This is a genomic window from Paracoccus sp. SJTW-4, from assembly GCF_047716885.1.
GTDB lineage: Bacteria > Pseudomonadota > Alphaproteobacteria > Rhodobacterales > Rhodobacteraceae > Paracoccus > Paracoccus solventivorans.
Genome location: NZ_CP136681.1, coordinates 1,717,921 through 1,737,790, shown reverse-complemented (window position 1 = coordinate 1,737,790; position 19,870 = coordinate 1,717,921). Strand labels below are relative to the sequence as shown.

The 19,870-nt window shown below is 68.0% G+C and carries 23 protein-coding genes, 1 tRNA gene and 3 pseudogenes; 17 read left to right on the top strand and 10 right to left on the bottom strand.

From position 1 onward, the window contains the following. Positions 1-2 precede the first annotated feature (2 nt). Genes RSP45_RS08590 through RSP45_RS08580 form a run of 3 tightly spaced genes read left to right on the top strand, consistent with a single transcriptional unit; the run spans position 3 to position 2,868 of the window. Positions 3-1,238 carry a phage major capsid protein gene (locus RSP45_RS08590; RefSeq protein WP_415391592.1) on the top strand — a complete coding sequence of 412 codons (1,236 nt, stop codon included), beginning with the start codon at positions 3-5 and terminating at the stop codon, positions 1,236-1,238. Further along, positions 1,238-1,789, top strand: coding sequence for an HK97 family phage prohead protease (locus RSP45_RS08585; RefSeq protein WP_415391591.1), 552 nt, complete (start codon positions 1,238-1,240; stop codon positions 1,787-1,789). The genes RSP45_RS08590 and RSP45_RS08585 overlap by 1 nt, the downstream gene beginning before the upstream one ends. Beyond that, entirely contained in the window at positions 1,789-2,868 is a 1,080-nt protein-coding gene (locus RSP45_RS08580; protein ID WP_415391590.1) for a hypothetical protein, read from the top strand. Before RSP45_RS08585 ends, RSP45_RS08580 begins: the two co-directional genes overlap by 1 nt. 157 nt (positions 2,869-3,025) lie before the next feature. On the opposite strand, the gene RSP45_RS08575 is transcribed toward RSP45_RS08580, so the two are convergent. Both RSP45_RS08575 and RSP45_RS08570 read right to left on the bottom strand, forming a co-directional pair. Next, positions 3,026-3,664 carry a hypothetical protein gene (locus RSP45_RS08575; protein WP_415391589.1) on the bottom strand — a complete coding sequence of 213 codons (639 nt, stop codon included), beginning with the start codon at positions 3,662-3,664 and terminating at the stop codon, positions 3,026-3,028. 4 nt (positions 3,665-3,668) lie between these two features. Continuing rightward, positions 3,669-3,842, bottom strand: a complete 174-nt coding sequence (locus RSP45_RS08570) for a transcriptional regulator (protein WP_415394025.1) — start codon at positions 3,840-3,842, stop codon at positions 3,669-3,671. A gap of 133 nt (positions 3,843-3,975) precedes the next feature. Here RSP45_RS08570 and RSP45_RS08565 point away from each other — a divergent pair, with 133 nt between their 5' ends. From RSP45_RS08565 to RSP45_RS08535, 7 genes are all read left to right on the top strand, one after another. After that, entirely contained in the window at positions 3,976-4,170 is a 195-nt protein-coding gene (locus RSP45_RS08565) for a hypothetical protein (protein ID WP_415391588.1), read from the top strand. Continuing rightward, entirely contained in the window at positions 4,167-4,352 is a 186-nt protein-coding gene (locus tag RSP45_RS08560; protein ID WP_415391587.1) for a hypothetical protein, read from the top strand. Before RSP45_RS08565 ends, RSP45_RS08560 begins: the two co-directional genes overlap by 4 nt. Further along, a complete protein-coding gene (locus tag RSP45_RS08555) occupies positions 4,349-4,549 on the top strand; it encodes a hypothetical protein (RefSeq protein ID WP_415391586.1) in 201 nt (66 codons plus the stop codon). The genes RSP45_RS08560 and RSP45_RS08555 overlap by 4 nt, the downstream gene beginning before the upstream one ends. 80 nt (positions 4,550-4,629) lie before the next feature. After that, positions 4,630-5,100 (top strand): hypothetical protein, encoded by a 471-nt coding sequence (locus RSP45_RS08550; RefSeq protein WP_415391585.1) that lies wholly within the window; start codon positions 4,630-4,632, stop codon positions 5,098-5,100. 156 nt (positions 5,101-5,256) lie between these two features. Further along, entirely contained in the window at positions 5,257-5,454 is a 198-nt protein-coding gene (locus RSP45_RS08545) for a hypothetical protein (protein WP_415391584.1), read from the top strand. Further along, on the top strand, positions 5,451-6,476 hold the full coding sequence (locus RSP45_RS08540) for a tyrosine-type recombinase/integrase (protein WP_415391583.1): 1,026 nt from the start codon (positions 5,451-5,453) through the stop codon (positions 6,474-6,476). Before RSP45_RS08545 ends, RSP45_RS08540 begins: the two co-directional genes overlap by 4 nt. A 90-nt stretch (positions 6,477-6,566) precedes the next feature. Continuing rightward, positions 6,567-6,640 (top strand) — tRNA-Cys (locus RSP45_RS08535). Positions 6,641-6,714: 74 nt separating this feature from the next. On the opposite strand, the gene RSP45_RS08530 is transcribed toward RSP45_RS08535, so the two are convergent. Then, positions 6,715-6,837 (bottom strand): hypothetical protein, encoded by a 123-nt coding sequence (locus RSP45_RS08530; protein ID WP_415391582.1) that lies wholly within the window; start codon positions 6,835-6,837, stop codon positions 6,715-6,717. Between the two features lie 259 nt (positions 6,838-7,096). Between RSP45_RS08530 and tnpB the strand changes: the two are divergent. The 4 genes and pseudogenes from tnpB to RSP45_RS08510 all read left to right on the top strand — a co-directional run. Next, a pseudogene (gene tnpB / locus RSP45_RS08525) lies at positions 7,097-7,442 on the top strand (IS66 family insertion sequence element accessory protein TnpB). 134 nt (positions 7,443-7,576) lie between these two features. Next, positions 7,577-7,894 (top strand): annotated as a pseudogene (locus RSP45_RS08520) (IS66 family transposase); the annotation flags it as partial. A gap of 130 nt (positions 7,895-8,024) precedes the next feature. Further along, the gene (locus tag RSP45_RS08515; protein ID WP_415391581.1) at positions 8,025-8,381 is read left to right on the top strand and encodes an IS66 family transposase; all 357 of its coding nucleotides are present in this window, start codon (positions 8,025-8,027) and stop codon (positions 8,379-8,381) included. After that, a pseudogene (locus tag RSP45_RS08510) lies at positions 8,315-8,575 on the top strand (transposase domain-containing protein); the annotation flags it as partial. The gene RSP45_RS08515 and the pseudogene RSP45_RS08510, both read left to right, overlap by 67 nt. A 564-nt stretch (positions 8,576-9,139) precedes the next feature. Here RSP45_RS08510 and RSP45_RS08505 read toward each other — a convergent pair. The 7 genes from RSP45_RS08505 to gpmI form a co-directional block, all read right to left on the bottom strand. Continuing rightward, complete coding sequence (locus RSP45_RS08505; protein WP_415391580.1) at positions 9,140-10,414, bottom strand: lytic murein transglycosylase; 1,275 nt, start codon at positions 10,412-10,414, stop codon at positions 9,140-9,142. 216 nt (positions 10,415-10,630) lie between these two features. Next, complete coding sequence (locus tag RSP45_RS08500; protein WP_415391579.1) at positions 10,631-10,945, bottom strand: hypothetical protein; 315 nt, start codon at positions 10,943-10,945, stop codon at positions 10,631-10,633. 70 nt (positions 10,946-11,015) lie between these two features. After that, positions 11,016-11,741 carry a DUF421 domain-containing protein gene (locus RSP45_RS08495; RefSeq protein ID WP_415391578.1) on the bottom strand — a complete coding sequence of 242 codons (726 nt, stop codon included), beginning with the start codon at positions 11,739-11,741 and terminating at the stop codon, positions 11,016-11,018. 383 nt (positions 11,742-12,124) lie between these two features. Next, positions 12,125-12,637 carry an RNA pyrophosphohydrolase gene (locus RSP45_RS08490; RefSeq protein ID WP_415391577.1) on the bottom strand — a complete coding sequence of 171 codons (513 nt, stop codon included), beginning with the start codon at positions 12,635-12,637 and terminating at the stop codon, positions 12,125-12,127. A 7-nt stretch (positions 12,638-12,644) separates the two neighbouring features. Then, the gene (locus tag RSP45_RS08485) at positions 12,645-14,123 is read right to left on the bottom strand and encodes a S41 family peptidase (RefSeq protein WP_415391576.1); all 1,479 of its coding nucleotides are present in this window, start codon (positions 14,121-14,123) and stop codon (positions 12,645-12,647) included. Then, positions 14,120-15,439 (bottom strand): murein hydrolase activator EnvC family protein, encoded by a 1,320-nt coding sequence (locus RSP45_RS08480; protein ID WP_415391575.1) that lies wholly within the window; start codon positions 15,437-15,439, stop codon positions 14,120-14,122. The genes RSP45_RS08485 and RSP45_RS08480 overlap by 4 nt, the downstream gene beginning before the upstream one ends. Further along, positions 15,436-16,959: a 2,3-bisphosphoglycerate-independent phosphoglycerate mutase gene (gpmI, locus tag RSP45_RS08475; RefSeq protein WP_415391574.1), complete on the bottom strand. Its 1,524-nt coding sequence runs from the start codon at positions 16,957-16,959 to the stop codon at positions 15,436-15,438. The genes RSP45_RS08480 and gpmI overlap by 4 nt, the downstream gene beginning before the upstream one ends. A gap of 263 nt (positions 16,960-17,222) precedes the next feature. Between gpmI and dut the strand changes: the two genes are divergently transcribed. The 3 genes from dut (at position 17,223) to glnH (ending at position 19,844) form a co-directional block, all read left to right on the top strand. Beyond that, the gene (dut, locus tag RSP45_RS08470; RefSeq protein ID WP_415391573.1) at positions 17,223-17,729 is read left to right on the top strand and encodes a dUTP diphosphatase; all 507 of its coding nucleotides are present in this window, start codon (positions 17,223-17,225) and stop codon (positions 17,727-17,729) included. A 3-nt stretch (positions 17,730-17,732) separates the two neighbouring features. Then, positions 17,733-18,977 carry a HesA/MoeB/ThiF family protein gene (locus RSP45_RS08465; protein WP_415391572.1) on the top strand — a complete coding sequence of 415 codons (1,245 nt, stop codon included), beginning with the start codon at positions 17,733-17,735 and terminating at the stop codon, positions 18,975-18,977. A 126-nt stretch (positions 18,978-19,103) separates the two neighbouring features. Continuing rightward, on the top strand, positions 19,104-19,844 hold the full coding sequence (gene glnH, locus RSP45_RS08460; protein WP_073061864.1) for a glutamine ABC transporter substrate-binding protein GlnH: 741 nt from the start codon (positions 19,104-19,106) through the stop codon (positions 19,842-19,844). The last annotated feature ends 26 nt before the right edge of the window (positions 19,845-19,870 follow it).

Genomic DNA, 19,870 nt, shown 5'->3' with positions numbered 1-19,870 from the left:
ACATGCTGGACTCTGTGAAGATCGCACGGCGGCAAAGCGAAATCCGCCAACAACTGGCCGAACTGGTCGGCAAGACCACCCCGACCGAGGACGAAACCCGGTCCATGGAAACGCTGGATGCAGAATACCGCACCAACGAAACCCGCTATCGGGCCGCGCTGGTGGCCGAGGACCAGGAGCGCCGCGAGGCTGGGGCCGACCTGGAAACCCGCGATGACCGGCAGTTTGCCGAGCTGATCGGGCGGTTCGAACTGCGGCAGGTGGCGCTGTCGCTGGACGAGGGCCGGGCACTGTCGGGTGCGACCGCCGAGGTGGTGGCCGAACTGCGCAACGCCGGGGGGTATCAGGGCATTCCGATCCCCTTTGCGGTGCTGGAAACCCGTGCCGGCGAAACCGTGGCCGAGGACCAGGTGAACCCCAAGGCGATCCGGCCGGTGATCGACCGCATTTTCCCCGGATCGGTCGCCGAGCGCCTGGGCGTTCAGCGCATCAACATCACCCAGGGTGAACTGGCCTTTCCGGTGGCAACCGCGGGCGCGGTGTTCGGCTGGCAGACCACGGAGCTGGGCAATGTTGCTGCGGCCTCGGAATACCGCACGGCCGAACGCAGCCTGAACCCCGATCATACCGGGGGCGCGCAGATGGTGATCAGCCGCAGGGCGCTGAAGCAGGCGGGCGAGGGGCTGGAATCAGCGATCCGGCGCGACCTGAACGCGGTGATCGGCGCGGAACTCGACCGTGTGGTGATCAACGGCAGCGGCGCGGCTGGCGAGCCTCTGGGCATCATCCCCGGCGCGACCGAATACGGCATCGACTCGACGCCGGTTGGTGCTGCTGCGACCTGGGCGGCGTTCCGGGCGCAGATCGTGGCCTTCATGCAGGCCAATGCGATCACCAGTGCCGCCCAAGTCAATCTGGGCTTCGATCCCGCGATCTGGGCCGAGCTGGATGAAGCCCTGATCGCTGGCACCGCCGTTTCCGAATGGGACCGCCTGACCAGGCATGTCGGCACCCCGGCGATCAGCAACGTGATCCCGGCGGAAACCGCGATCATGACCGCCACGGTGCAGGGCATCGCGCCCGGCTATCTCGGTCTCTACGGCGGGGTGGACCTGATCCGCGATCCCTACACCAAGGCAGCATCGGGCCAGCTGGTGCTGACCGGGCTGGTGACCGCGGACTTTACCGTGCCGCGCGGGATGCAGACCCGCATCCTGACCGGCATCGGGGAACCCTGATGCTGTGGGGCGGTCACGCGGGCAGCCTCGAGCTGCGGTCTGACGGCGGGGCAACCCGCCTGACGGCCCGTTTCCCCTATGGGCGGGAAACTGAAATCGCGGCCGGGCGGCACGAGGTGATCGCCCCCCGCGCCTTCCGCGACAGGATCGAGGCGGGAGAAGATATTCACCTGCTGGCCGGTCACGACTTCAACCGGCCACTTGCCAGCAGAAATGCTGGCAACTTGACGCTGGCCGATGGCGACGACGCGCTGGTGATCGAGGCCCGGATCGACGGGGGCACCAGCTGGGCGCGAGATTTCCTTGCCGCCCATGAATCGGGGCTGATCCGGGGCCTGTCGCCCGGTTTCCGCGTTCGCCCCGGCGGCGAGCGCATCGAGCGGCGCGGCGACGGCATCCTGCGCACCATCGCCTCGGCCGAGCTGTTTGAGGTCTCGGCCGTCACTCGGCCCGCCTATCCCGAAGCCCAGATCGAGGCGCGCAACTGGCAGCCTGTGGGCGAGGTCGCGGCGCGTGTCGTGGCGCATCACCTGAACCGATGGAGGCTCTGATGTTCGGCTGGCTCAACCGGCGCAAAACCGCGCCCGTCGAAACCCGCGCTTCCGGTGCAGGCTACACGGCCGCCCTGATGGCGGCGCGCGAGGGCTGGATATCCGGCCATGCCACGGTGGCCGAGCTGACTGCCACGGTTCAGGGCTGCGTCAGCCTATGGGAAGGGGCGTTTGCGCTGGCCGATGTGCAGGGCACCGACCTGCTGGACCGCCAGACCATGGCCCTGATCGGCCGGATGCTGGCGTTGCGGGGCGAGGCGGTCTTCCTGATCCGCGACCGGTTGGTGCCGTTCAGCGACTGGGATATGTCCACCTGCTACGGCATCCCGCGCGCCTATCGCGGCCAGATCAGCGAGATCGGCGGCGGCCGCGCCGAAACCGCGCTGGCGGGCGAGGTGATCCATATCCGCACCGCCAGCGACTTGGCCGCGCCCTGGGCCGGGCGTTCGCCCCTGTCGCGCGTCCCGCTGTCGGCCTCGCTGCTGGCCGAGGTGGAAACCGCCCTGCGCGACGTTTACCGGGACGCGCCTCTTGGCAGCCAGATCGTGCCGGTGCCAGAAGGATCGGCCGACGACATGGCCGAGCTGCGCGCGGCGTTCAAGGGCCGGCGCGGCACCGCGCTGGTGATCGAGGGCGTGGCGCAGGCGACGGCGGCCGGGATGAACCCGAATATCGGCCAGGCCCCCGACCAGCTGTCGCCGGACCTGTCGCGCTCGATGACGGCGGAAAGCCTGGTGGCTGCCCGCGATGCGATCCTGATGGGCTTCGGCGTCCTGCCCGGCCTGATGAACCGCGCCGTGACCGGCCCCGCGGTGCGAGAGGCGCAGCGGCACCTGGCGCAATGGACCTTGCAGCCGCTGGCCGTGCTGCTGGCCGAGGAAGCCAGCGCCAAGCTGGGCGCGAGGATCTTCATCGACCTGATGCGCCCGGTGCAGGCGTTCGATGTCGGCGGCCGCGCCCGCGCCCTGTCCGCCATCGTCAAGGCGCTGGCCGAGGCCAAGGCCGCCGGGCTGTCGGCCGAGGAACTGAACCTCGCCCTGATGAACGTCAACTGGGCCGAAAATGACGGCGCAGCATAGGGGATAGGGCCCGGATGCGCCCTGCGGAGTTCCGCCGCGAAGCATCTGGGATCAGACGGTGAGTGCCCCGGCGTCATGGCCGATCAACCCCGTCAAGGCGCGGTTCCCATGAACTCCGGGAACGCGGCGCAGATCAGCACGGCGCAACCGGGGTTGATCAGGGCCGGGATCGCGCGGGTTCCGGCCCGCTTTTTTTGGACGACACTTGCGATCCCTGAGCGCTTTTGTCGGGGGCCCGGATCACAGAGCAGTCTCTTAGCGCCAGCGCTGAAATGGAACTCGAGAACCGAAGCCGAAAAGTTAGGTCCTGCCGTGGCGCCAAAATGCCTCGGATACGGATTGCCTCATTCAACAGTGCGTCTACATCGTCGATAGCGGCCTGAACGTCTCGCATACTGAGCGGTTCCGCGACATGCATCCATGCCCTGCTGGCATGATCTCGCCAATAATGCTCAACAGATATTTTTCCGTGGATGTCGGCGTGGAAAAATGCTCCGTGTGCAGCTAAGTTGCGGTTTTGAACCCCGGATCTTACGCGGGCCGAAAGGTTGTGCAGGGCGGGGATGAGATAGTATGGCGCCAGCGGGATCGATGCTTTCAGCTCCTTGAGAAGATCTCCGGTTCTGGCTCTTGTTTCCAATGATTTTTCTAATGTGCCTTCCTGAAATCTTAAATCAGGACGCAGGTGGGTAACTATGCCCCATATTGCTAGCTCGAGGTGCGCGCACGACTGCATGTAAATCGCATGTTTGATTAGAAACTGCGCGGGCAGCATCTTTTCGACTAGAGTCACCATGAAGCTATGCTCTTTTTAACCGCACCCCGACCCCACCGCCATTGGCGTCGATGAACTCAACCCCAGCTGCCTCAAGGGCGGCGCGGATGGCTGCGATGGCTGCTTCGCTGGGATACGGACGCCCTGACCCTTCCGCCCGTTTGACCGTCATCGCCGAAACCCCGGAAGCCTCGGCCAACGCCGCTTGAGATAAGCCACACAGCCCACGCGCTGCCCGAAGTTGCGCCGCGAACAAAGATTTCTCTTGATCCAAAATAGAACAATCCTTATGTTCTGTTTAGGAACACTAACCCAGCCAAGGGAGCCTGACAATGCGCCTCAACCCGATTTCCGGGAGCGATCCCGGCTTGCCTCTCGCCAGACTGGCCGAAATCCAAGATTGCCTGACCCTCGCCCTGGACGCCACCGAGCGGCCCCGCGGCTACAGCCAGCCCGAGCGCGAAGCCCGCAGCTACATGCGCAGCGCCCTGCGCCAGGTCGGCAAGCTGATCGAGGTGTCGGCATGACAGCGGCCGTACGGGAAACCGCCCATCAGCTCACAACGCTGGTGCAGGCTGTCGAAGCGATGGTTGCGGCAGATGCTGGCGACCGCATTATCATCGCGCGTCTTTGCGCCCTCGCGGTGGATCACGCCTTGAGCGTGGAAGAAGCCCTTGACAACCAGTTTCAACAGGAGGGGCAGGCATGAGCGACCTTGCCATCATCGATGCCCGCGACGACCTGCACCACGTCACTAACCTGCTGAAAGCGATGCGGTTTATTGCTGACAGCGCTGCGGTGGGGAGCGATCTAGGGGAGGCAATATCCGAGATTGTCGAGGTCGCGCTTTCCTCTCTGGAGGTGGCCGATGGGCGGCTTGCCGATCTAGTGCGAAAGAGCAGGTAGGAAGGCCGGTGTGGCAGCGATAGCCCTCTTGACAAAGGCAAGAGGCTGCGACACCCTCTGGGAAACGCCAAGAGGACGCCATGAACGACTTTCCCAAAACCACCACTTACAAGGCGACCACCGCGCTGGCGTGTGAGATTGCCTTTGTCAACCCGGATCGCTTCAACGAGGCGGTCCATGCGGGCTTCTATCCCTGCGCGCCGAAAACGACGCCGGGGAAAGCCCGCGTTTTTGACGTGAACGATATCATCGCCCTGCGCTTGTATGAACGTTTCCTCGACGCGGGCATGAAGGCCGAGAGCGCCGGGCATAAAGCCTGCGCCATTCGCCAGTTTCTGGAAACCCACCCCGAAGCGGATCAGGTCTATATTGTCAAACCGTCGATGGGGTCGTTGATCTACGTCGAGGAGTTCGACCCGAAAGAGCAGCATGTGCCCTGGGATGGGCCGCATGCGCGAGATGTGCTGTCCGTCGAGGTCTGGAACTTCCACTATCTGCGCGGCCGCATCGTCCACGAGATCGAGCAGGCCGCTAAAGTTGTCGGCGGCTGATCTGACAATCCGGCCAGCGGGGCAACGTCGCCAAACAATCCCCCCGCTGGCCTCCACCTGAAGCCCCATTAAGGAGAATCAGACATGGCAAATCATAGCACCAATCGGGCGTATCGCGTCACCCCGTTCAAACGCATCGGGGAAGGGGGCTGATCCATGACGCGCCCGATCTGGTCCGATGAAAGAACTGCAGCCCGGCTTCTGGACCTGAAGCCGGGGGAGTTCCGCTCGCTGGTGGAGGCCGGGCATCTGCCGCAAGCGTACGAGCTAGCCCCCGGCCTGAGGCGGTGGAATACCGCGGCGCTGGAAAAGATCGCCAGCGGCGATGCGGCGGATGGGAGGATCGGCTGGTGAGAAAAGAAGGCCGTAAGCCCTACGTGTGCGAACCGAAGCCCGGCTTCGTCTACTTTCGGAAGGGTGGCAAATATCTGCATCGCTTCACCGCGCCCGAGGGCACGGCCGAGTTCGATCGCCAGTATTGGGAGGTCAGGACCGGGAAGAAAATGGCGGCGAAGCAATCCTGGGCGGCGGGGATCGAGATCCTCCGCGCCTCGGACAGGTGGGCTGCGAAGTCGGTTCGATATCGGCAGGACCTTGAGCCCGTCCTGGCCTACCTGATCGAGAAGATCGGCAAGCGGGACGTCTCGCGCCTCACGCAAGCTGACATTTACGATGCCATGGACGCGAACAACCACCGCGTCCGGTTTGCCAACTATATCCCGGTGGCAATCAGCATGATCTCCAAGGAGCTGATCCGCCGGCGCTGGCGGACCGACAATCCCGCCAAGGGGATCGAGCGGCTGACCGTCCCGAAGGAGCGCCAGCAGCCGCATCTGCCGTGGCCGGATGCTGCGGTCGAGAAGTGGCGCGCGGAGGCCGGTGAGCTGGAGCAGCTGATCCTCGAGATCGGCGTGGGAAGCGTCCAGCGACCGGGCGACTGGGTGGATTTCACCTGGGGCGACTACAACTCGGAAGGGTCTGGCACCCTGCGCCTGCGCCAGAACAAAACCGGCGTCGAGCTGGTCCTGCCGTGCACCCCGCAGCTCAAGGCGGCACTGGATGCGGCCAAGGCGGCGTTGTCGTTCGCCCCGATGCCGAACCGTCCGATCCTGACGCTCAAGGCCGGGCAGCGGATGGGCTACCGGCGACTGGCCGAGATCATGCTGGCCGAGCGGAAGCGGCTGGGGCTGGAAGCCTACGACCTGCACGCGCTGCGGTATCGCGGCGTCAAGGAACTGGCATGGGCGGGCTGCGACGATGACGAGATCATGTCCTACAGCGGCCACAGCACCAAGGCGATGGTTCAAAAGTATGCCGGTGAAGCCCGGCAGGAAATGCGCGCCAGGCAGGCAGCGGAAAAGCGGTCCCGCTCCTAGAACGGAACGAGACCAGAACAAGAAACTGATAACCGGAGTGATAACCCCCTTGACCCTCGCGACCGAAAACCATAGCAAACGCTGCACGGCGGCGGGTTGGCGGAGAGGTTACGCAGCGGATTGCAAATCCGTGAAGACCGGTTCGATTCCGGTACCCGCCTCCAAATTCTTTCAATGACTTGCGTCATTCCACTATTTCCTCCGTCTCTTGCGTTTACAGTTGCGTTTACAGTTATGTTCACCTTGTAGCCCCTTTCGCGAGCGCGAGCGCGAGCTTGACCAGAATTGCGTCGGTTTCCGCCGGTGATACGCGGGCGTAATGTTCGATCACGGCAGCCGCGTACCGCACCGACCAGCCCATGTGAGCGATCTCCTTCAGCTCCAGGCCGGCGTTCAGCAGGCGGGTGGCCGCCGTCCCGCGGCAGTCTTACAGGTGCAGCGAATAGCCCAGGGCTTCCTCCGTCAGCCCGGCCTTGTCGCGCCAGTAGCACAGCATTTCGTTCGCGTGGCGGCCGGTCAAAGGACCGCCGTTCGCGTTGACCAGGATCAGCAGCGGTCGGCCGGGCCAGGGGCAGCTACGATCCTGAGGCGCTGGCGCGGCTGATCCGAGGACTGTGGGCTTGATCCCGGTCCCGGCCAACACGCGGGTCTGGCTGGCGGCGGGTGTCACCGACATGCGCAAGGGCTTTGCGGCGCTCGCGGCACAGGCCGAGGGCGTGCTGAAGCAGGACCCGTTCGCCGGACATCTGTTCGTGTTCCGGGGGCGCCGTGGCGATCTGGTGAAGGTGATCTGGTGGGATGGTCAAGGCCTGCATGTTCATGAAGCGCCTGGAGCGAGGTCGGTTCGTCTGGCCCTCGGTGAGGGAGGGGAAGGTGGCGTGGTCGCCAGCGCAGTTGTCGATGCTGCTCGAAGGGATCGACTGGCGGGCGCCGGAACGGACGTGGCGGCCTCTGGCGGCGGGATAGTCCGCCAGTTCCCGCAATCATCGATTCCCACAAGAAATACAGTGGAATAAATTGTTCGCCGGCTCACCCAGACCCTGACCCTGCCAGAGGACCCCGAGGAGTTGCGCCGCTTCACTGCGCGGCTTCTGGCCGAGGTGAAGGCCCAGGCGGTCCTGATCGAGAAGCTCCGGCATCAGTTGGCCGGGCACCGCGCATATCGGTTTGGTGTGTCATCCGAGACGGCCGAGCAGTTACAACTGGCCCTCGAGGCCAGCGAGATCGCGGCAGCCGCGATGACGGCGCGGATGAAGCTCCCGGACATCGAGGAGAAGGACAAACCCAAGCGCCGCCCGATCCCGGACCACATTCCCCGGATGGAGGTGGAACTGACCCCCGGTGCCGATGCCTGTGCCGAGTGCGGCGGGCGCCTGCGCCGGATCGGCGAGGACGTCACCGAGGAACTGGAATATGTTCCCGGCCGCTTCATCGTGAACCGCATCGTCCGGCCGCGCTTCACATGCGCCTGCTGCGAACGGTTCCTTCAGGCCCCGCTGCCCTCGCGACCCATCAAGCGCGGTCGCCCCGGGCCGGGCCTCCTGGCCCATGTGCTGGTCAGCAAATACGCTGATCATCTCCCCCCTCTATCGTCAGAGCCGGATCTTCGACCGCGAAGGGCTCGATCTCGACCGATCCACCCTGGCCGACTGGGTCGGCAAGACCACCGCCCTTCTGGAGCCCCTGGCCGATGCCATCGGCCGCCATGTGCTGTCGGCCGAGGCCATCTTTGCGGATGACACGCCCGTCAGCATGCTGGCGCCCGGCACCGGCAAGACCCGGACCGCCCGGCTCTGGACCTATGCGCGCGATGAGCGCCCCTGGGCGGTCCCGCTCCGCGGAAGAACTACCTCTTCGTCGGCTCCGAGGCAGGCGGCAAGGCCGCCGCCATCGCCTACACCCTGATCGAAACCGCCAAGCTCAACGCCGTCGATCCCAACGCCTGGCTCGCCGATACCCTCGCCCGTATCCCCGACTACAAGATCACCAAGGTCGATAACCTGCTGCCCTGGCGCTGGAACAGAGGACGGTCAGGACCGGACGGTTACCTCTTGGCGGCGCCCGGCATCAGCTCGGACGCAGTGCGCGCGCCTGCCTAGGGGGCCTCAGGGGAAGCCCGTGCATAAAGGCAGATGATGGCGGCTGCAGGGTGAACACTCCGGCCCCATCCGCCGCAATTTCCGCAAGCGTCAGGTCCCTATTTAGCAGCCGGATTGCCGCTGTGCCGTGGGCATTCTGCAACTCGGATCGTAGTTCAAGGCCTTTGGAGCCGGTCCGGTCTTGTCCGCTATGGATGCAGAGTCTCGAACACTCTGTGCTCTGTGCTCTGTGCTCTGTGCTCTGTGCTCTGTGCTCTGTGCTCTCCCCCCTGTGCTCGGTCGGCGGGCCGCCGCTTGCGTTGCTTCGGATCAGTAGCCCATCGCGTGATGCGGGTATCAAGGAGCACCCCATTTCGGCGTCACCGCGATCCCCTCCGCTCGCGCTGGCTGCTCCGCGCCCGGAGGTCTCGCCCCTTTGAGGTCTCCTCGAACTGTGATCAGGAGGCTGGGCCAACTCCCTCCGCCACCGTAGCACCGTGCCCAACACCTCCCCCACCGCCCCAACAAACGAAAAAACCCCGGGCCCGCCTGCCGCCCGGGGTTTCGCCGCCGTGCTGCCGGGGCTCAGCGGCCCCGCAGCTGTCCCAGCAGGATCGAGGTCGCGTAGCCGTCGGGCGGGGCGCCGATCGAGCGTTGGAAGGCCGAGATCGCCTCCATCGTGCCGGTGCCGATCTTGCCGTCGATCTCGTCGCGGTAGAAGCCGCGGGCGGTCAGCAGGCGCTGGATCTCGACCCGCTCGGCCTGGGTCAGCGGCCGGTCGGAACGCGGCCAGCTGGCCTTGACGCCGGGGCGGCCGGCGATGGCCTCGGCCAGGTAGCTGACCCCCAGCGCATAGCTGTCGGCGTTGTTGTAGCGCAGGATCGCGCGGAAGTTGTCGAGGATCAGGAACGACGGCCCGTTCGCCCCGGCCGGGCGGATGATCGAGCCGGTGCCCTCGGGCAGCGAGCCGCCGTTGATCGGGCGCACGCCCATCGCCGCCAGCTGCCGGGTGCTGGTCCGCGTGCCCTTGCCGACGGCGGTGAAGCCCGCGGGCAGCACCACCTCGGTCCCCCAGCGCTGGCCGCGCACCCAGCCGTTGCGGGCCAGATAGGCGGCAGTCGAGGCCAGCGAATCGGTCGGGTCGTCGGACCAGATGTCGCGCCGCCCGTCGCCGGTGAAATCCACCGCATAGGACAGATACGAGGTCGGCATGAACTGCGTGTGCCCCATCGCGCCCGCCCAGGAGCCCAGCATGTGCTGCGGGTCGGTGTCGCCGGCCTGGATGATCTTCATCGCCGCGATCAGCTGGTTCTGGAACATCTCGGACCGCCGCCCGTCATAGGCCAGCGTCGCCAGCGCCGGGATGATCTGCATCCGCCCGCGGTTGGCGCCGAAGTTCGATTCCATCCCCCAGACCGCCAGCACGATTTCGCGCGGCACCCCGTAGCGCGCCTCGATCGCGGCCAGGGTGGAGCCGTGACGCGCGGCCATCTGCCGGCCGGTGGCGATGCGTTCCGGCGACACTGCGCTGTCGAGATAGAGCCAGATCGGGCGCGAGAACTCGGACTGGCGGCGGTCGAGGCGGATCACCTCGGGGTTGTAGCGGGCGATCCGCATCGAGCGGTCGTAAGTCGCGGCCGAGACCCCCGAGGAGATGGCGCGCGGGCGGAAATCCTGCACCCAGCGCTGGAAGCTGGCCTCGGTCGCCGGATCGGCGGCGGGGATGGCAGCGGGGGTGACGGATGAGCCCCCGGCCCCGACCGAACCGATGCCCGGCCCCATGCCGATCCCCACCCCGCAAGAACCCAGGATGGTGACTGCGGCGGCGGACAGGGCAAGCCTGCCGATGGAAGATCTCATGTCACTGCCTCGTTTGCTTGTCGTTTTCGTTGGGTGGAGTCTAGCCGCGCGCCCGGGAAACTGGCAACCCGTTCCCCGGGCGGACCGGCCGGCGGCGGCTGATCCTTGCGCAGCGGGGGTCGGGGAAGCGGCGCTGGAGACAGGGGCGCTGCCCCCGTCCCTTTCGGGACTCCCCCGGGATATTTTTGCAAGGAAGAATAAGGGGCGCGGCCCGGGTCAGCTGTCGGGGAACAGCGGTTCGAACTGGGCGACGATGACGCTGTTTTCGGCCAGGGCGCGGTCCATCAGCGCGCGTTCCTCGGCCGGGATCTCGCCCTCTTGCACCAGCCGGTCGGCGATGCTGCCGTAGCCCTGCACCTCGAGCGGGGCGAGATCGGCCTGTTTGAGAACCGCCACGGTCTCGCGCACCGCCTCGTCCTGGTCGGCGCCCGAGGCATAGCAGACCAGCGCCGCGCCGGTCGCGCCCTCGGGCAGGCCGTCGCCGGGCTTGCGGCCGACCTCGATCAGCAGCGTGTAGACCTGATGCGCCATTGCCGTCCCCTTGTGCGGTTCCGTGCGGGGATGCGGCAAAGCCCCGGGCTTGGCAAGGGGCGGTGCCGGTTCAGCGCTGGTCGGCGTCGGCCGGGCGCGGGCAGCTGGCCAGTGTCCAGCCCTGTTCGCGGTGGCAGTCGGCGCAGGCGAGATCCTGCTGCGCCCTGTCCGCCCGGCGCCGCGCGCCGCAGTTCATGCAGCACACACCCTCGCGCCCGGCGAAGTCGGCCAGCGGCGACGGCGGCTCGACCTCCATCGGGGGCACGATCGGCAGGCCGGGGATCGCCTGCGCCCGGCGGAACACCGACAGCCCGCCCCCGGCCTCGAGATAGGCGACCTCGATCTGCCCGAGGTTCGAGATGCCCTGCACCCGCAGCATCGACTTGATCTCGAGCGGGCTGAGGTCGCGCTGCGCCAGCGCGTCGCACAGGATGCGGCTGTCGACCACCACCGGGATGGTGCGCCCGTCGATGATCCGCTTGGCGACGTTGTAGCGCTCGATCAGCGTGTCCAGCAGCTTGTTCAGCCCCACGATCAGGGTGATGACCAGCATGGCGTGGAACAGCGGCACCTCGGGGTAGAAGGTCGCATCGCCCACGGCCGAGCCGAGCGCGATCACCAGCAGCAGGTCCACCATCGACAGCTGCGCGACCGAGCGCCCGCCGATCCAGCGGATCAGCGTCAGCGTATAGGCGTAGATGACGACGGTGCGGAACAGGATTTCGGCATAGAACAGCGCCGGATGATCGCCCAGGAACATCCGTTGCAGGTCGAAGGCAGTGATCGGATCGTCCATGGCTCCATCCCGAAGCGTGCGAGCAGATGTCCGCGCGACATTGGGACAGGCTGCGGGCGCGGGCAAGCGGGGGTTGCGGTGGCGCGGCCGGAGCGGGGGACAGCCCCGCGGCCACTGCCGTGGCCGTCTCGCTGAAAACGGTCCGCTGGACCATCCGGCGGGAAAACAGCCTTGTGGGCTGTTTCCGATCCGCCTCCTGTTCCCGGGTGCTCGGAAGCCCCGGGACATTTGGGGCAAGATGAAAGCGCCGGGGGCCTTGGGATGGGCTGTCGGGCCCGCGAGAAGCGCGCGGCGGTCGGCCTTCTGGCCGTTCTCACGTTATCCGGCGCTCGCGGCTTGCGGGCCCTGATCCGGCCGGGAAGCGCGGCCCGGGTGCGGCAGGGTCAGCGGTCGGCCAGATGCGCGCGGAAGATGTCGAAGATCGTGTCGTAGACCTGGCGCTTGAACGGGACGATGCGGTCGCGGATCTCGGCGGCGGTCATCCAGGCCCAGGCGTCGAACTCGGGGTGGTCGGTGGCGATGTCGATCTGCGCGTCCGAGCCGTTGAAGCGGACGAGGAACCATTTCTGCACCTGCCCCCCGTAGCGCCCGCCCCAGATCCGGCCCAGCAGTTCCGGCGGCAGGTCATAGCGCAGCCAGCCCGGCGTCTCGGCCAGGATCTCGCACAGCTCGGGGGCGATGCCGGTTTCCTCGTGCAGCTCGCGCAGGGCGGCGGCGCGGGGGTCCTCGCCGTCGTCCAGCCCGCCCTGCGGCATCTGCCAGGCGTCCGAGGGGTTGTCGATGCGGTGGCCGGCAAAGACCCGGCCCGCAGCGTCGATCAGCACCACCCCGGCGCAGGGGCGATAGGGCAGGCCGCCGGGGCCCGGGGGCAGGTCGTCGGGCGAGGCGCTGTTCATCGGCTGCTCACTCCTCGGCCGGGGCGTCGTCGGCGGGGCGGTCCACCGGGCGATTGCCGTTGCCGGTCGCGCCTTCGCGGGCGCTTTCGCTGGTCGCGTCCTCGCCGGTGGCGGCCGGGGTGCTGGCCGCGGCCACGTCGCGGCTGGTGAAATCCACCGCCGCCAGCCCCTTGAGGATGTCGACCGCATAGGCCAGCTGGTAATCCTCTTGCCGCAGCTCGGCGGTCTGCTCGGCCTGCCGCGCCTCTTCCTCGATCTGGCGGCGTTCCTCGTCGCTGACCGAATCGTTGTTCAGCGCGCCGCGCAGGTCGCTTTCCGAGGTCGAGAAATTGGAGGCGCTGCGCGGGGATTTCTGCTCTTCGTCCTCGGCCGGGCGGGTGGGCGGCTGCTGGACGATGATGTCGGGGTTGATCCCCAGCGACTGGATCGACCGCCCCGAGGGCGTGTAATACCGCGCCGTGGTCAGCCGGATGGCGCTGTCCGAGGTCACCGGCATCACCGTCTGGACCGAGCCCTTGCCGAAGGATTTCGTGCCCACCACGATGGCGCGGCGGTGGTCCTGCAAGGCGCCGGTGACGATTTCCGAGGCGCTGGCAGAACCGCCGTTGATCAGCACCACCATCGGCTTGCCCTGCGCCAGATCGCCCGGCTCGGCGTTCCAGCGCCCGCTTTCCTCGGGCTTGCGGCCGCGGGTGGACACGATCTCGCCCTTGTCGAGGAAGGCGTCGCTGACCCGGACCGCCTGGTCCAGCAGCCCGCCGGGGTTGTTGCGCAGGTCCAGCACAAAGCCGGTGATCGCGTCGATGCCGCCGGCTTCCTCGACCGCCTTGTCCAGCTCGGACTGCAGCGTGTCATAGGTCTCGTCGTTGAAGGTGGCGACGCGCAGCACCACGGCGTGGCCCTCGATCCTTGTGCGCACCACGGTCAGCTTGATGGTCTCGCGCGTCATCTTGACGTCGAAGGGCTCGGTCTCGCCCTCGCGCAGGATGGTGACGGTGACCTCGGACCCGACCGGGCCGCGCATCTTGTCCACGGCCTCGTCCAGCGACAGCCCCATCACCGATTCGCCGTTCACGTGCGAGATGAAGTCGCCCGGCTTGATCCCCGCCGCGTCCGCGGGGGTGCCGTCCATGGGCGAGATCACCTTGACCAGCCCGTCTTCCTGCCCGACCTCGATCCCCAGCCCGCCGAAGCTGCCGCGGGTCTGGGTCTGCATGTCCTGGTAATCGTTGGCCGACAGGAACGAGGAATGCGGGTCGAGCGAGGTCAGCATCCCGTTGATCGCGGCCTCGATCAGGGTCTTGGCGTCCACGTCCTCGACGTAATCCTGCCGCACCCGCTCGAACACGTTGCCGAACAGGTCCAGCTGTTCGTAGATCGAGGCGTTCCGTTCGGATTCCTGCGCGATCAGCGGCGCGGCCAGCTGGGTCGTCACCAGAATGCCGGCCAGCGCCCCGCCGATCCCGGCCATCAGATATTGCTTCATTCCGTCGTCCTGACCTGCTCTGCCTCTTCCCCGCCGTCGGGCGTGTCCGTGCCCGGGCTCATGACCGGATTCATCACGAACCACTCGGCGGGGTCCAGCGTTTCCTTGCCCTTGCGCAGCTCGACATACAGTTTCTGCGCGTTTTCCGGGCCGCTTCCGCCGGCCGCGGCCTCGACGAAGGCGGCGCCGAACTCGGCCGCGGGGCCTTCCTGTCCGCCCATCAGCCCCATGGGTTCCCCGGCGATCAGCACGTCGCCGGTTTCCCCGAATACCTGCGCCAGCCCCGCCACCACCAGCAGATACCCCCGCGCCGGCTCGACGATCATCACATTGCCGTAATCGAGCAGCGGGCCGCGATAGCGGATGGTCGCGGGCCAGGGGGTGGTGACCAGCGCACCCGGCTGGGTGGCGATGGTCAGCCCGGGGCGGCGGATGCCGTTTTCGTCGGGTTCGTCATGACCGCGCAGCACCCGGCCCAGGGCCGGCAGCGCCAGACTGCCCTGCGCGGCCTCGAAATCGGCCATGGGGGCGCCGATATCCTTTTCCATCGTCACGATGCCGTCGGCGAACGCGTCCAGCGTGTCGGCCGAGGCCAGCAGCGCCGTCAGCTCCTTGGGGTCCTCGCCAAAGCGCACCGGCATGGACGAGCGGTCGGTGACGGCGGACGCCAGCAGCCGCCGCGCCTCCTGCACGTCGGCAAGGCCGCGCGCGAGCGAATCGGCAGCGGCCTGCTCGATGCGGCGCACGGTGGCGATTTCTTCAAGCGAGGCGCCCAGCCGGTCGGCCTCGGCCTGCAGGGCCGGGGTGACCGCGGACAGGATCATCCCCGATTGCGCGGTGCTGGTGGCCCCGGCCGGGTGCAGCAGCATCAGGGTTTCGGGCGATTGCTGCATCGCCACCATCACGCCGACGATGCGGGCCAGGCTTTCGCGCTGCGCCTCGAAATCGGCGCGCAGCTGCGATTCTCGCAGGGCGGCGCGGCGCAGGCTGTCGCGCAGCGCGGCCTGTCCCTGTTCATAGGCGCGGATCACCTCGGTCAGGGCGATCACCTGGTCGTCGGCGGTCAGCGCCTGGTCCAGCTTGCCGATGGCCTCGCGCAGTGATTGCGCGGCGGCGGCGGCGGCGCGGCCGGCGGCCTCGGCCGGGGTTTCCGCCTCGGCGATGTCGGTGGCGTCGCCGCTGATGGTGGTGACGGCGCCCAGCCCGTGCTCGGACACCACGGTCTGCGCCTGCAGCCCCGGACCGGGCAGCGCCAGTCCCGCGGCAGTCAGCAGCGCCAGCGCCAGGGCGGGCAGGGGGGCGGTGCTGCGGCTCATGGCACCAGCAGGCTGCGCCCGGTCATCTCTGGCGGCTGGTCCAGCCCCATCAGCGCCAGCACCGTCGGCGCCACATCGGCCAGCCGCCCGCCGGCGCGCAATGATGCGCCCGCCGGCCCGCCCCAGACGATCATCGGCACCGGGTTGGTGGTGTGGGCGGTGTGCGGCCCGCCGGTGGCGGGGTCGACCATGGTTTCGCAGTTGCCGTGGTCGGCGATGATCACCGCCGCGCCGCCGGCCTGTTCCAGCGCCGCCAGCATCGCGCCCAGCCCCCGGTCCACCGCCTCGCAGGCGCGCACCGCGGCGGGCAGGCTGCCGGTATGGCCCACCATGTCGGGGTTGGCATAGTTCACCACGATCAGGTCGTAGCCCTCGCCGATGGCCTGCACCAGCCGGTCCGTCACCTCGGCCGCTGCCATTTCGGGTGCCAGATCATAGGTCGCGACCTTGGGGCTCGAGGGCATGAAACGGTCCTCGCCCGGCTCGGGCGCTTCCTTGCCGCCGTTCAGGAAGAAGGTGACATGGGGGTATTTCTCGGTCTCGGCCAGCCGGAACTGCCGCAGCCCCTTGCTGGCGACCCAGGCGCCCAGCGTGTTCGGCACCTGCCGCTTGGGATAGGCGGCGGTCATGTATTCGTCGTGCAGCGCCGAATAATCCACCATCCCCAGCACCGCCGCCCACGCCGGCCGCCCTGTCACGTTAAAGGCGTCAAAGCCGGGCTGCGCGACGGCGGCCATGATCTCGCGCGCCCGGTCGGCGCGGAAATTGAGGCAGAAGAACCCGTCCCCATCCGCCGCTCCCGCATAGCCGGGCAGCACGGTGGGCTGGATGAACTCGTCGGTCTCACCCCGGGCATAGGCAGCGGTCACGGCATGGGGGGCGTCCTCGGCCGCCAGCCCCCGGCCACGCACGATGGCGTCCCAGGCGCGCTGCACCCGCTCCCAGCGGTTGTCGCGGTCCATGGCGAAATAGCGCCCGCAGACGCTGCCGATGGCCACGCCCGCGGGCAGGTTCCCGGCCAGCTCGGTGACGAACCCCAGTGCCGATTGCGGCGGCACGTCGCGCCCGTCGGTGATGGCGTGCAGCACCACCTTCACCCCATGCTGCGCCACCGCCCGGCAGGCGGCGACCACATGGGCGATATGGCCGTGCACGCCGCCGTCCGACACCACGCCCATCAGATGCGCTGTGCCCCCGGATGCGTGCAGCCGCGCGATGAAATCGCCGATGCCGGGGTTCTGAAAGAAACTGCCGTCCTCGATCGCCAGGTCGATCTGCCCCAGGTCCATCGCCACCACCCGGCCCGCGCCGATATTGGTGTGCCCGACCTCGGAATTGCCCATCTGCCCCGAGGGCAGCCCCACATCCGGCCCATAGGTGATCAGCGTCGCATGGGGACATTCCGCCCGCAGCCGGTCCATGTTGGGCGTCTGCGCCTGATCGGGGGCGCTGAACTCGGGACGGTCGGAGATCCCCCAGCCATCGAGGATGCAAAGGACAACGGGACGGGGAAAGCGCATGGAAAGCCTCTCGCGGCGGATCGGTGCCGGGTTTCTACGGGCCCCGATCCGCATCGGCAAGGCGCGAGCGCGTGACCGCACGCCCGCGCCGCGCCCTTCGCCCTGCGCCCGCCCCGTCTTTGGTGCAGAAATATCCCGGGGGAGCGGCCGGCACGGGCGCGGGGGCAGCGCCCCCATCTTTCCCGCCCGTCCCGCATCGCCAGCGCGTGACCTTGCCACGGCGATGGCGTAAGCCTCGGGTAAAACTTGCCCGGCCGGACACCATGACCCCCAACCCCACCCCTCTGGTAGAGCTGAAGATTCTCGACCCCCGGCTGCGCGACTGGGGCCTGCCCGCCTATCAGACCCCGATGGCGGCGGCGCTGGACCTGTTCGCCTGTATCGACGCCGAGATGGTGCTGGACCCCGGCGCGCCGGCGCAGCTGATCCCTTCGGGCATCGCGCTGCACATGGCGGATGCGCATCTGGCGGCGCTGGTGCTGCCGCGGTCCGGGCTGGGGCATCGCAAGGGGCTGGTGCTGGGCAATGCCGTCGGGCTGATCGACGCCGATTACACCGATCAGCTGCTGGTCAGCGCCTGGAACCGCAACCCGCCCGGCGGCCCCGCCATTGTGATCCAGCCCGGAGAGCGCATCGCCCAGCTGCTGTTCGTGCCGGTGGTGCGCCCGCAGCTGGCCGAGGTCGCGGCGTTTTCCCGTCCCAGCCAGCGGCAGGGCGGCTTCGGTTCCACCGGCAGCGGCACCAGCACAGATAGCGGCGGGGAGGGCTAGGCGATGGTCTGGACCGTTGTGCTGATCCTGGCGGCGCTGGCGGTGGGCTGGCGCTTTGGCGCGGGCGTGCTGTCCGCGGTGCTGGCGGCGATCTGGGTCGCGGGGCTGGCCGGGCTGTGGCACCGCCATGCCGGCGGGCGGCCCTTCATGCCCTCGGACCTGTGGGTGCCGGCGGTGGGGGTGGCGGCGCTGGTGCTGGGCTATACCGCGGCCCTCGGCCGGCTGCGGCGACGCTCGGCGCCGCTGGCGGGCGAGGGGGGCGGGACGCTGGTCCCGCGTGCCGTGCCCGCGCCCGCCGAGCCTGCCGCCGACGGGTGGGAAGAGGGGCGCTGCACGCTGCTGACCCAGCCCGAGCGCGAGGCCGCGCCCGCCGCCGCGCCGACCGCTGCCGCGCCGCCAGCTGCAGTCGTTGCCCCTGCAACCAGCGTGGCACCCCCTGCCGCCACCCCCGCCGACCCCGATTCCCCGCTGTCGGATGACGAGCTTGACCGCTACGCCCGCCATATCGTCCTGCGCGAACTGGGCGGGCGCGGGCAGCGGCGGCTGCGGCAGGCGCGGGTGCTGGTCGCCGGCGCCGGGGCGCTGGGCTCGCCGGTGCTGCTGTATCTGGCCGCGGCCGGGGTGGGGCGGATCACCGTGGCCGACGACGACACCGTGGGGCTGTCCAACCTGCAACGGCAGGTGATCTTTGCCACCGCCGACGTGGGCCGTCCCAAGGTCGAGGCCGTGGCCGAGGCGCTGGCCCGGCTGAACCCGCATGTGGGGGTGACGCCGCTGTTCCGCCGCATCCGCGAGGATGACGCGGCGCTGGTGGGGGCGCATGACCTGGTGATCGACGGCACCGACAGCTTTGCCTCGCGCCGGGCGATCAACGCCGCTTGCGTGACGGCCGGGGTGCCGCTGCTCGCCGGCTCGATCGCGCAGTGGGAAGGGCAGGTCGCGCTGTATGACCCCGCCCGCGGCGGCCCCTGCCTGAGCTGCCTGTTCCCGCAGCCGCCCGCGCCCGGGCTGGCGCTGTCCTGCGCCGAATCCGGGGTGGTGGGGGCGCTGCCCGGGGTGATCGGCAGCATGCTCGCGCTCGAGGCGATCAAGCAGCTTGCCGGCATCCCCGACAGCGGCGCGGGGGCCGGCCTGCGCGGGCAGATGCTGATTCTCGACGGGCTGTGGGGCGAGACCCGCCGCATCGCCGTCTCTGCTCGCCCCGGTTGCGAAATCTGCGGCGGCGGCGGCGCGCAGCCCGGCGGCTGACGCGGTTTTCCCGGGGAATCTGGGTTTTCCGCGCGGTTTCGCAAAATTAATTGCTTTTTAACCCGGATTGCGCAAATGTTTTTGCATGGCCGGGTGGACACCGCCCGCCGACTGGGAGGAAGTCAGATGAAGAAACTGCTCGCGCTGGCGGCTGCCGCCAGCTTTGCCTTTGGCATCGGGGCCGCGCAGGCCAAGGACCTGATCGTCGCCACCGACACCGCCTTTGTCCCGTTCGAGTTCAAGGAGGGCGACAAATACGTCGGCTTCGACATCGACATGTGGGATGCGATCGCGCAGGACATCGGCGTGTCCTACGAGCTGCGCCCGATGGATTTCGCCGGCATCATCCCGGCGCTGCAGACCGGACAGGTGGACGTGGCGCTGGCCGGGATCACCATCAACGACGAACGCCGCAAGGCCATCGACTTTTCCGACGGCTATTATGACAGCGGCCTGATGCTGATGGTCCCCGCCGACAGCGACATCGCCGGCACCGCCGACCTTGCGGGCAAGAAACTGTCGGTCAAGACCGGCACCTCGGCCTCGGACTATGCCGAAGAGCATTTCAAGGACACCGAGCTGCGCAAGTTCCCCAACATCGACAACGCCTATCTCGAGGTCCGCACCGGCGGCGTCGATGCTGCCATGCACGACACCCCGAACGTGCTCTACTACATCGCCACTGCCGGCAACGGCCAGGTCAAGGCGGTGGGCGAACAGATGATGGCGCATGAATACGGCATCGCCTTCCCCAAGGGCAGCGAGCTGGTGACAAGCGTCAACGAGGCGCTGGCCAAGATGAAGGCGGACGGCCGCTACGACGCGATCTATGAGAAATGGTTCGGCACCAAGCCGCCGACCAGCTGATCGCGTAGGGTGGGGGCGGCGCGCCC

What these genes read in the sequence shown, in the direction of transcription:
- RSP45_RS08575 (WP_415391589.1), bottom strand. Translation starts at nt 3,664, where the DNA reads ATGGTGACTCTAGTCGAAAAGATGCTGCCCGCGCAGTTTCTAATCAAA.
- RSP45_RS08505 (WP_415391580.1), bottom strand. Translation starts at nt 10,414, where the DNA reads ATGAGATCTTCCATCGGCAGGCTTGCCCTGTCCGCCGCCGCAGTCACC.
- RSP45_RS08560 (WP_415391587.1), top strand. Translation starts at nt 4,167, where the DNA reads ATGACAGCGGCCGTACGGGAAACCGCCCATCAGCTCACAACGCTGGTG.
- RSP45_RS08580 (WP_415391590.1), top strand. Translation starts at nt 1,789, where the DNA reads ATGTTCGGCTGGCTCAACCGGCGCAAAACCGCGCCCGTCGAAACCCGC.
- RSP45_RS08545 (WP_415391584.1), top strand. Translation starts at nt 5,257, where the DNA reads ATGACGCGCCCGATCTGGTCCGATGAAAGAACTGCAGCCCGGCTTCTG.
- RSP45_RS08480 (WP_415391575.1), bottom strand. Translation starts at nt 15,439, where the DNA reads ATGAGCCGCAGCACCGCCCCCCTGCCCGCCCTGGCGCTGGCGCTGCTG.
- gpmI (WP_415391574.1), bottom strand. Translation starts at nt 16,959, where the DNA reads ATGCGCTTTCCCCGTCCCGTTGTCCTTTGCATCCTCGATGGCTGGGGG.
- RSP45_RS08565 (WP_415391588.1), top strand. Translation starts at nt 3,976, where the DNA reads ATGCGCCTCAACCCGATTTCCGGGAGCGATCCCGGCTTGCCTCTCGCC.
- dut (WP_415391573.1), top strand. Translation starts at nt 17,223, where the DNA reads ATGACCCCCAACCCCACCCCTCTGGTAGAGCTGAAGATTCTCGACCCC.
- RSP45_RS08590 (WP_415391592.1), top strand. Translation starts at nt 3, where the DNA reads ATGCTGGACTCTGTGAAGATCGCACGGCGGCAAAGCGAAATCCGCCAA.
- RSP45_RS08555 (WP_415391586.1), top strand. Translation starts at nt 4,349, where the DNA reads ATGAGCGACCTTGCCATCATCGATGCCCGCGACGACCTGCACCACGTC.
- glnH (WP_073061864.1), top strand. Translation starts at nt 19,104, where the DNA reads ATGAAGAAACTGCTCGCGCTGGCGGCTGCCGCCAGCTTTGCCTTTGGC.
- RSP45_RS08550 (WP_415391585.1), top strand. Translation starts at nt 4,630, where the DNA reads ATGAACGACTTTCCCAAAACCACCACTTACAAGGCGACCACCGCGCTG.
- RSP45_RS08465 (WP_415391572.1), top strand. Translation starts at nt 17,733, where the DNA reads ATGGTCTGGACCGTTGTGCTGATCCTGGCGGCGCTGGCGGTGGGCTGG.
- RSP45_RS08585 (WP_415391591.1), top strand. Translation starts at nt 1,238, where the DNA reads ATGCTGTGGGGCGGTCACGCGGGCAGCCTCGAGCTGCGGTCTGACGGC.
- RSP45_RS08530 (WP_415391582.1), bottom strand. Translation starts at nt 6,837, where the DNA reads ATGGGCTGGTCGGTGCGGTACGCGGCTGCCGTGATCGAACATTACGCC.
- RSP45_RS08500 (WP_415391579.1), bottom strand. Translation starts at nt 10,945, where the DNA reads ATGGCGCATCAGGTCTACACGCTGCTGATCGAGGTCGGCCGCAAGCCC.
- RSP45_RS08490 (WP_415391577.1), bottom strand. Translation starts at nt 12,637, where the DNA reads ATGAACAGCGCCTCGCCCGACGACCTGCCCCCGGGCCCCGGCGGCCTG.
- RSP45_RS08515 (WP_415391581.1), top strand. Translation starts at nt 8,025, where the DNA reads ATGTGCTGGTCAGCAAATACGCTGATCATCTCCCCCCTCTATCGTCAG.
- RSP45_RS08495 (WP_415391578.1), bottom strand. Translation starts at nt 11,741, where the DNA reads ATGGACGATCCGATCACTGCCTTCGACCTGCAACGGATGTTCCTGGGC.
- RSP45_RS08485 (WP_415391576.1), bottom strand. Translation starts at nt 14,123, where the DNA reads ATGAAGCAATATCTGATGGCCGGGATCGGCGGGGCGCTGGCCGGCATT.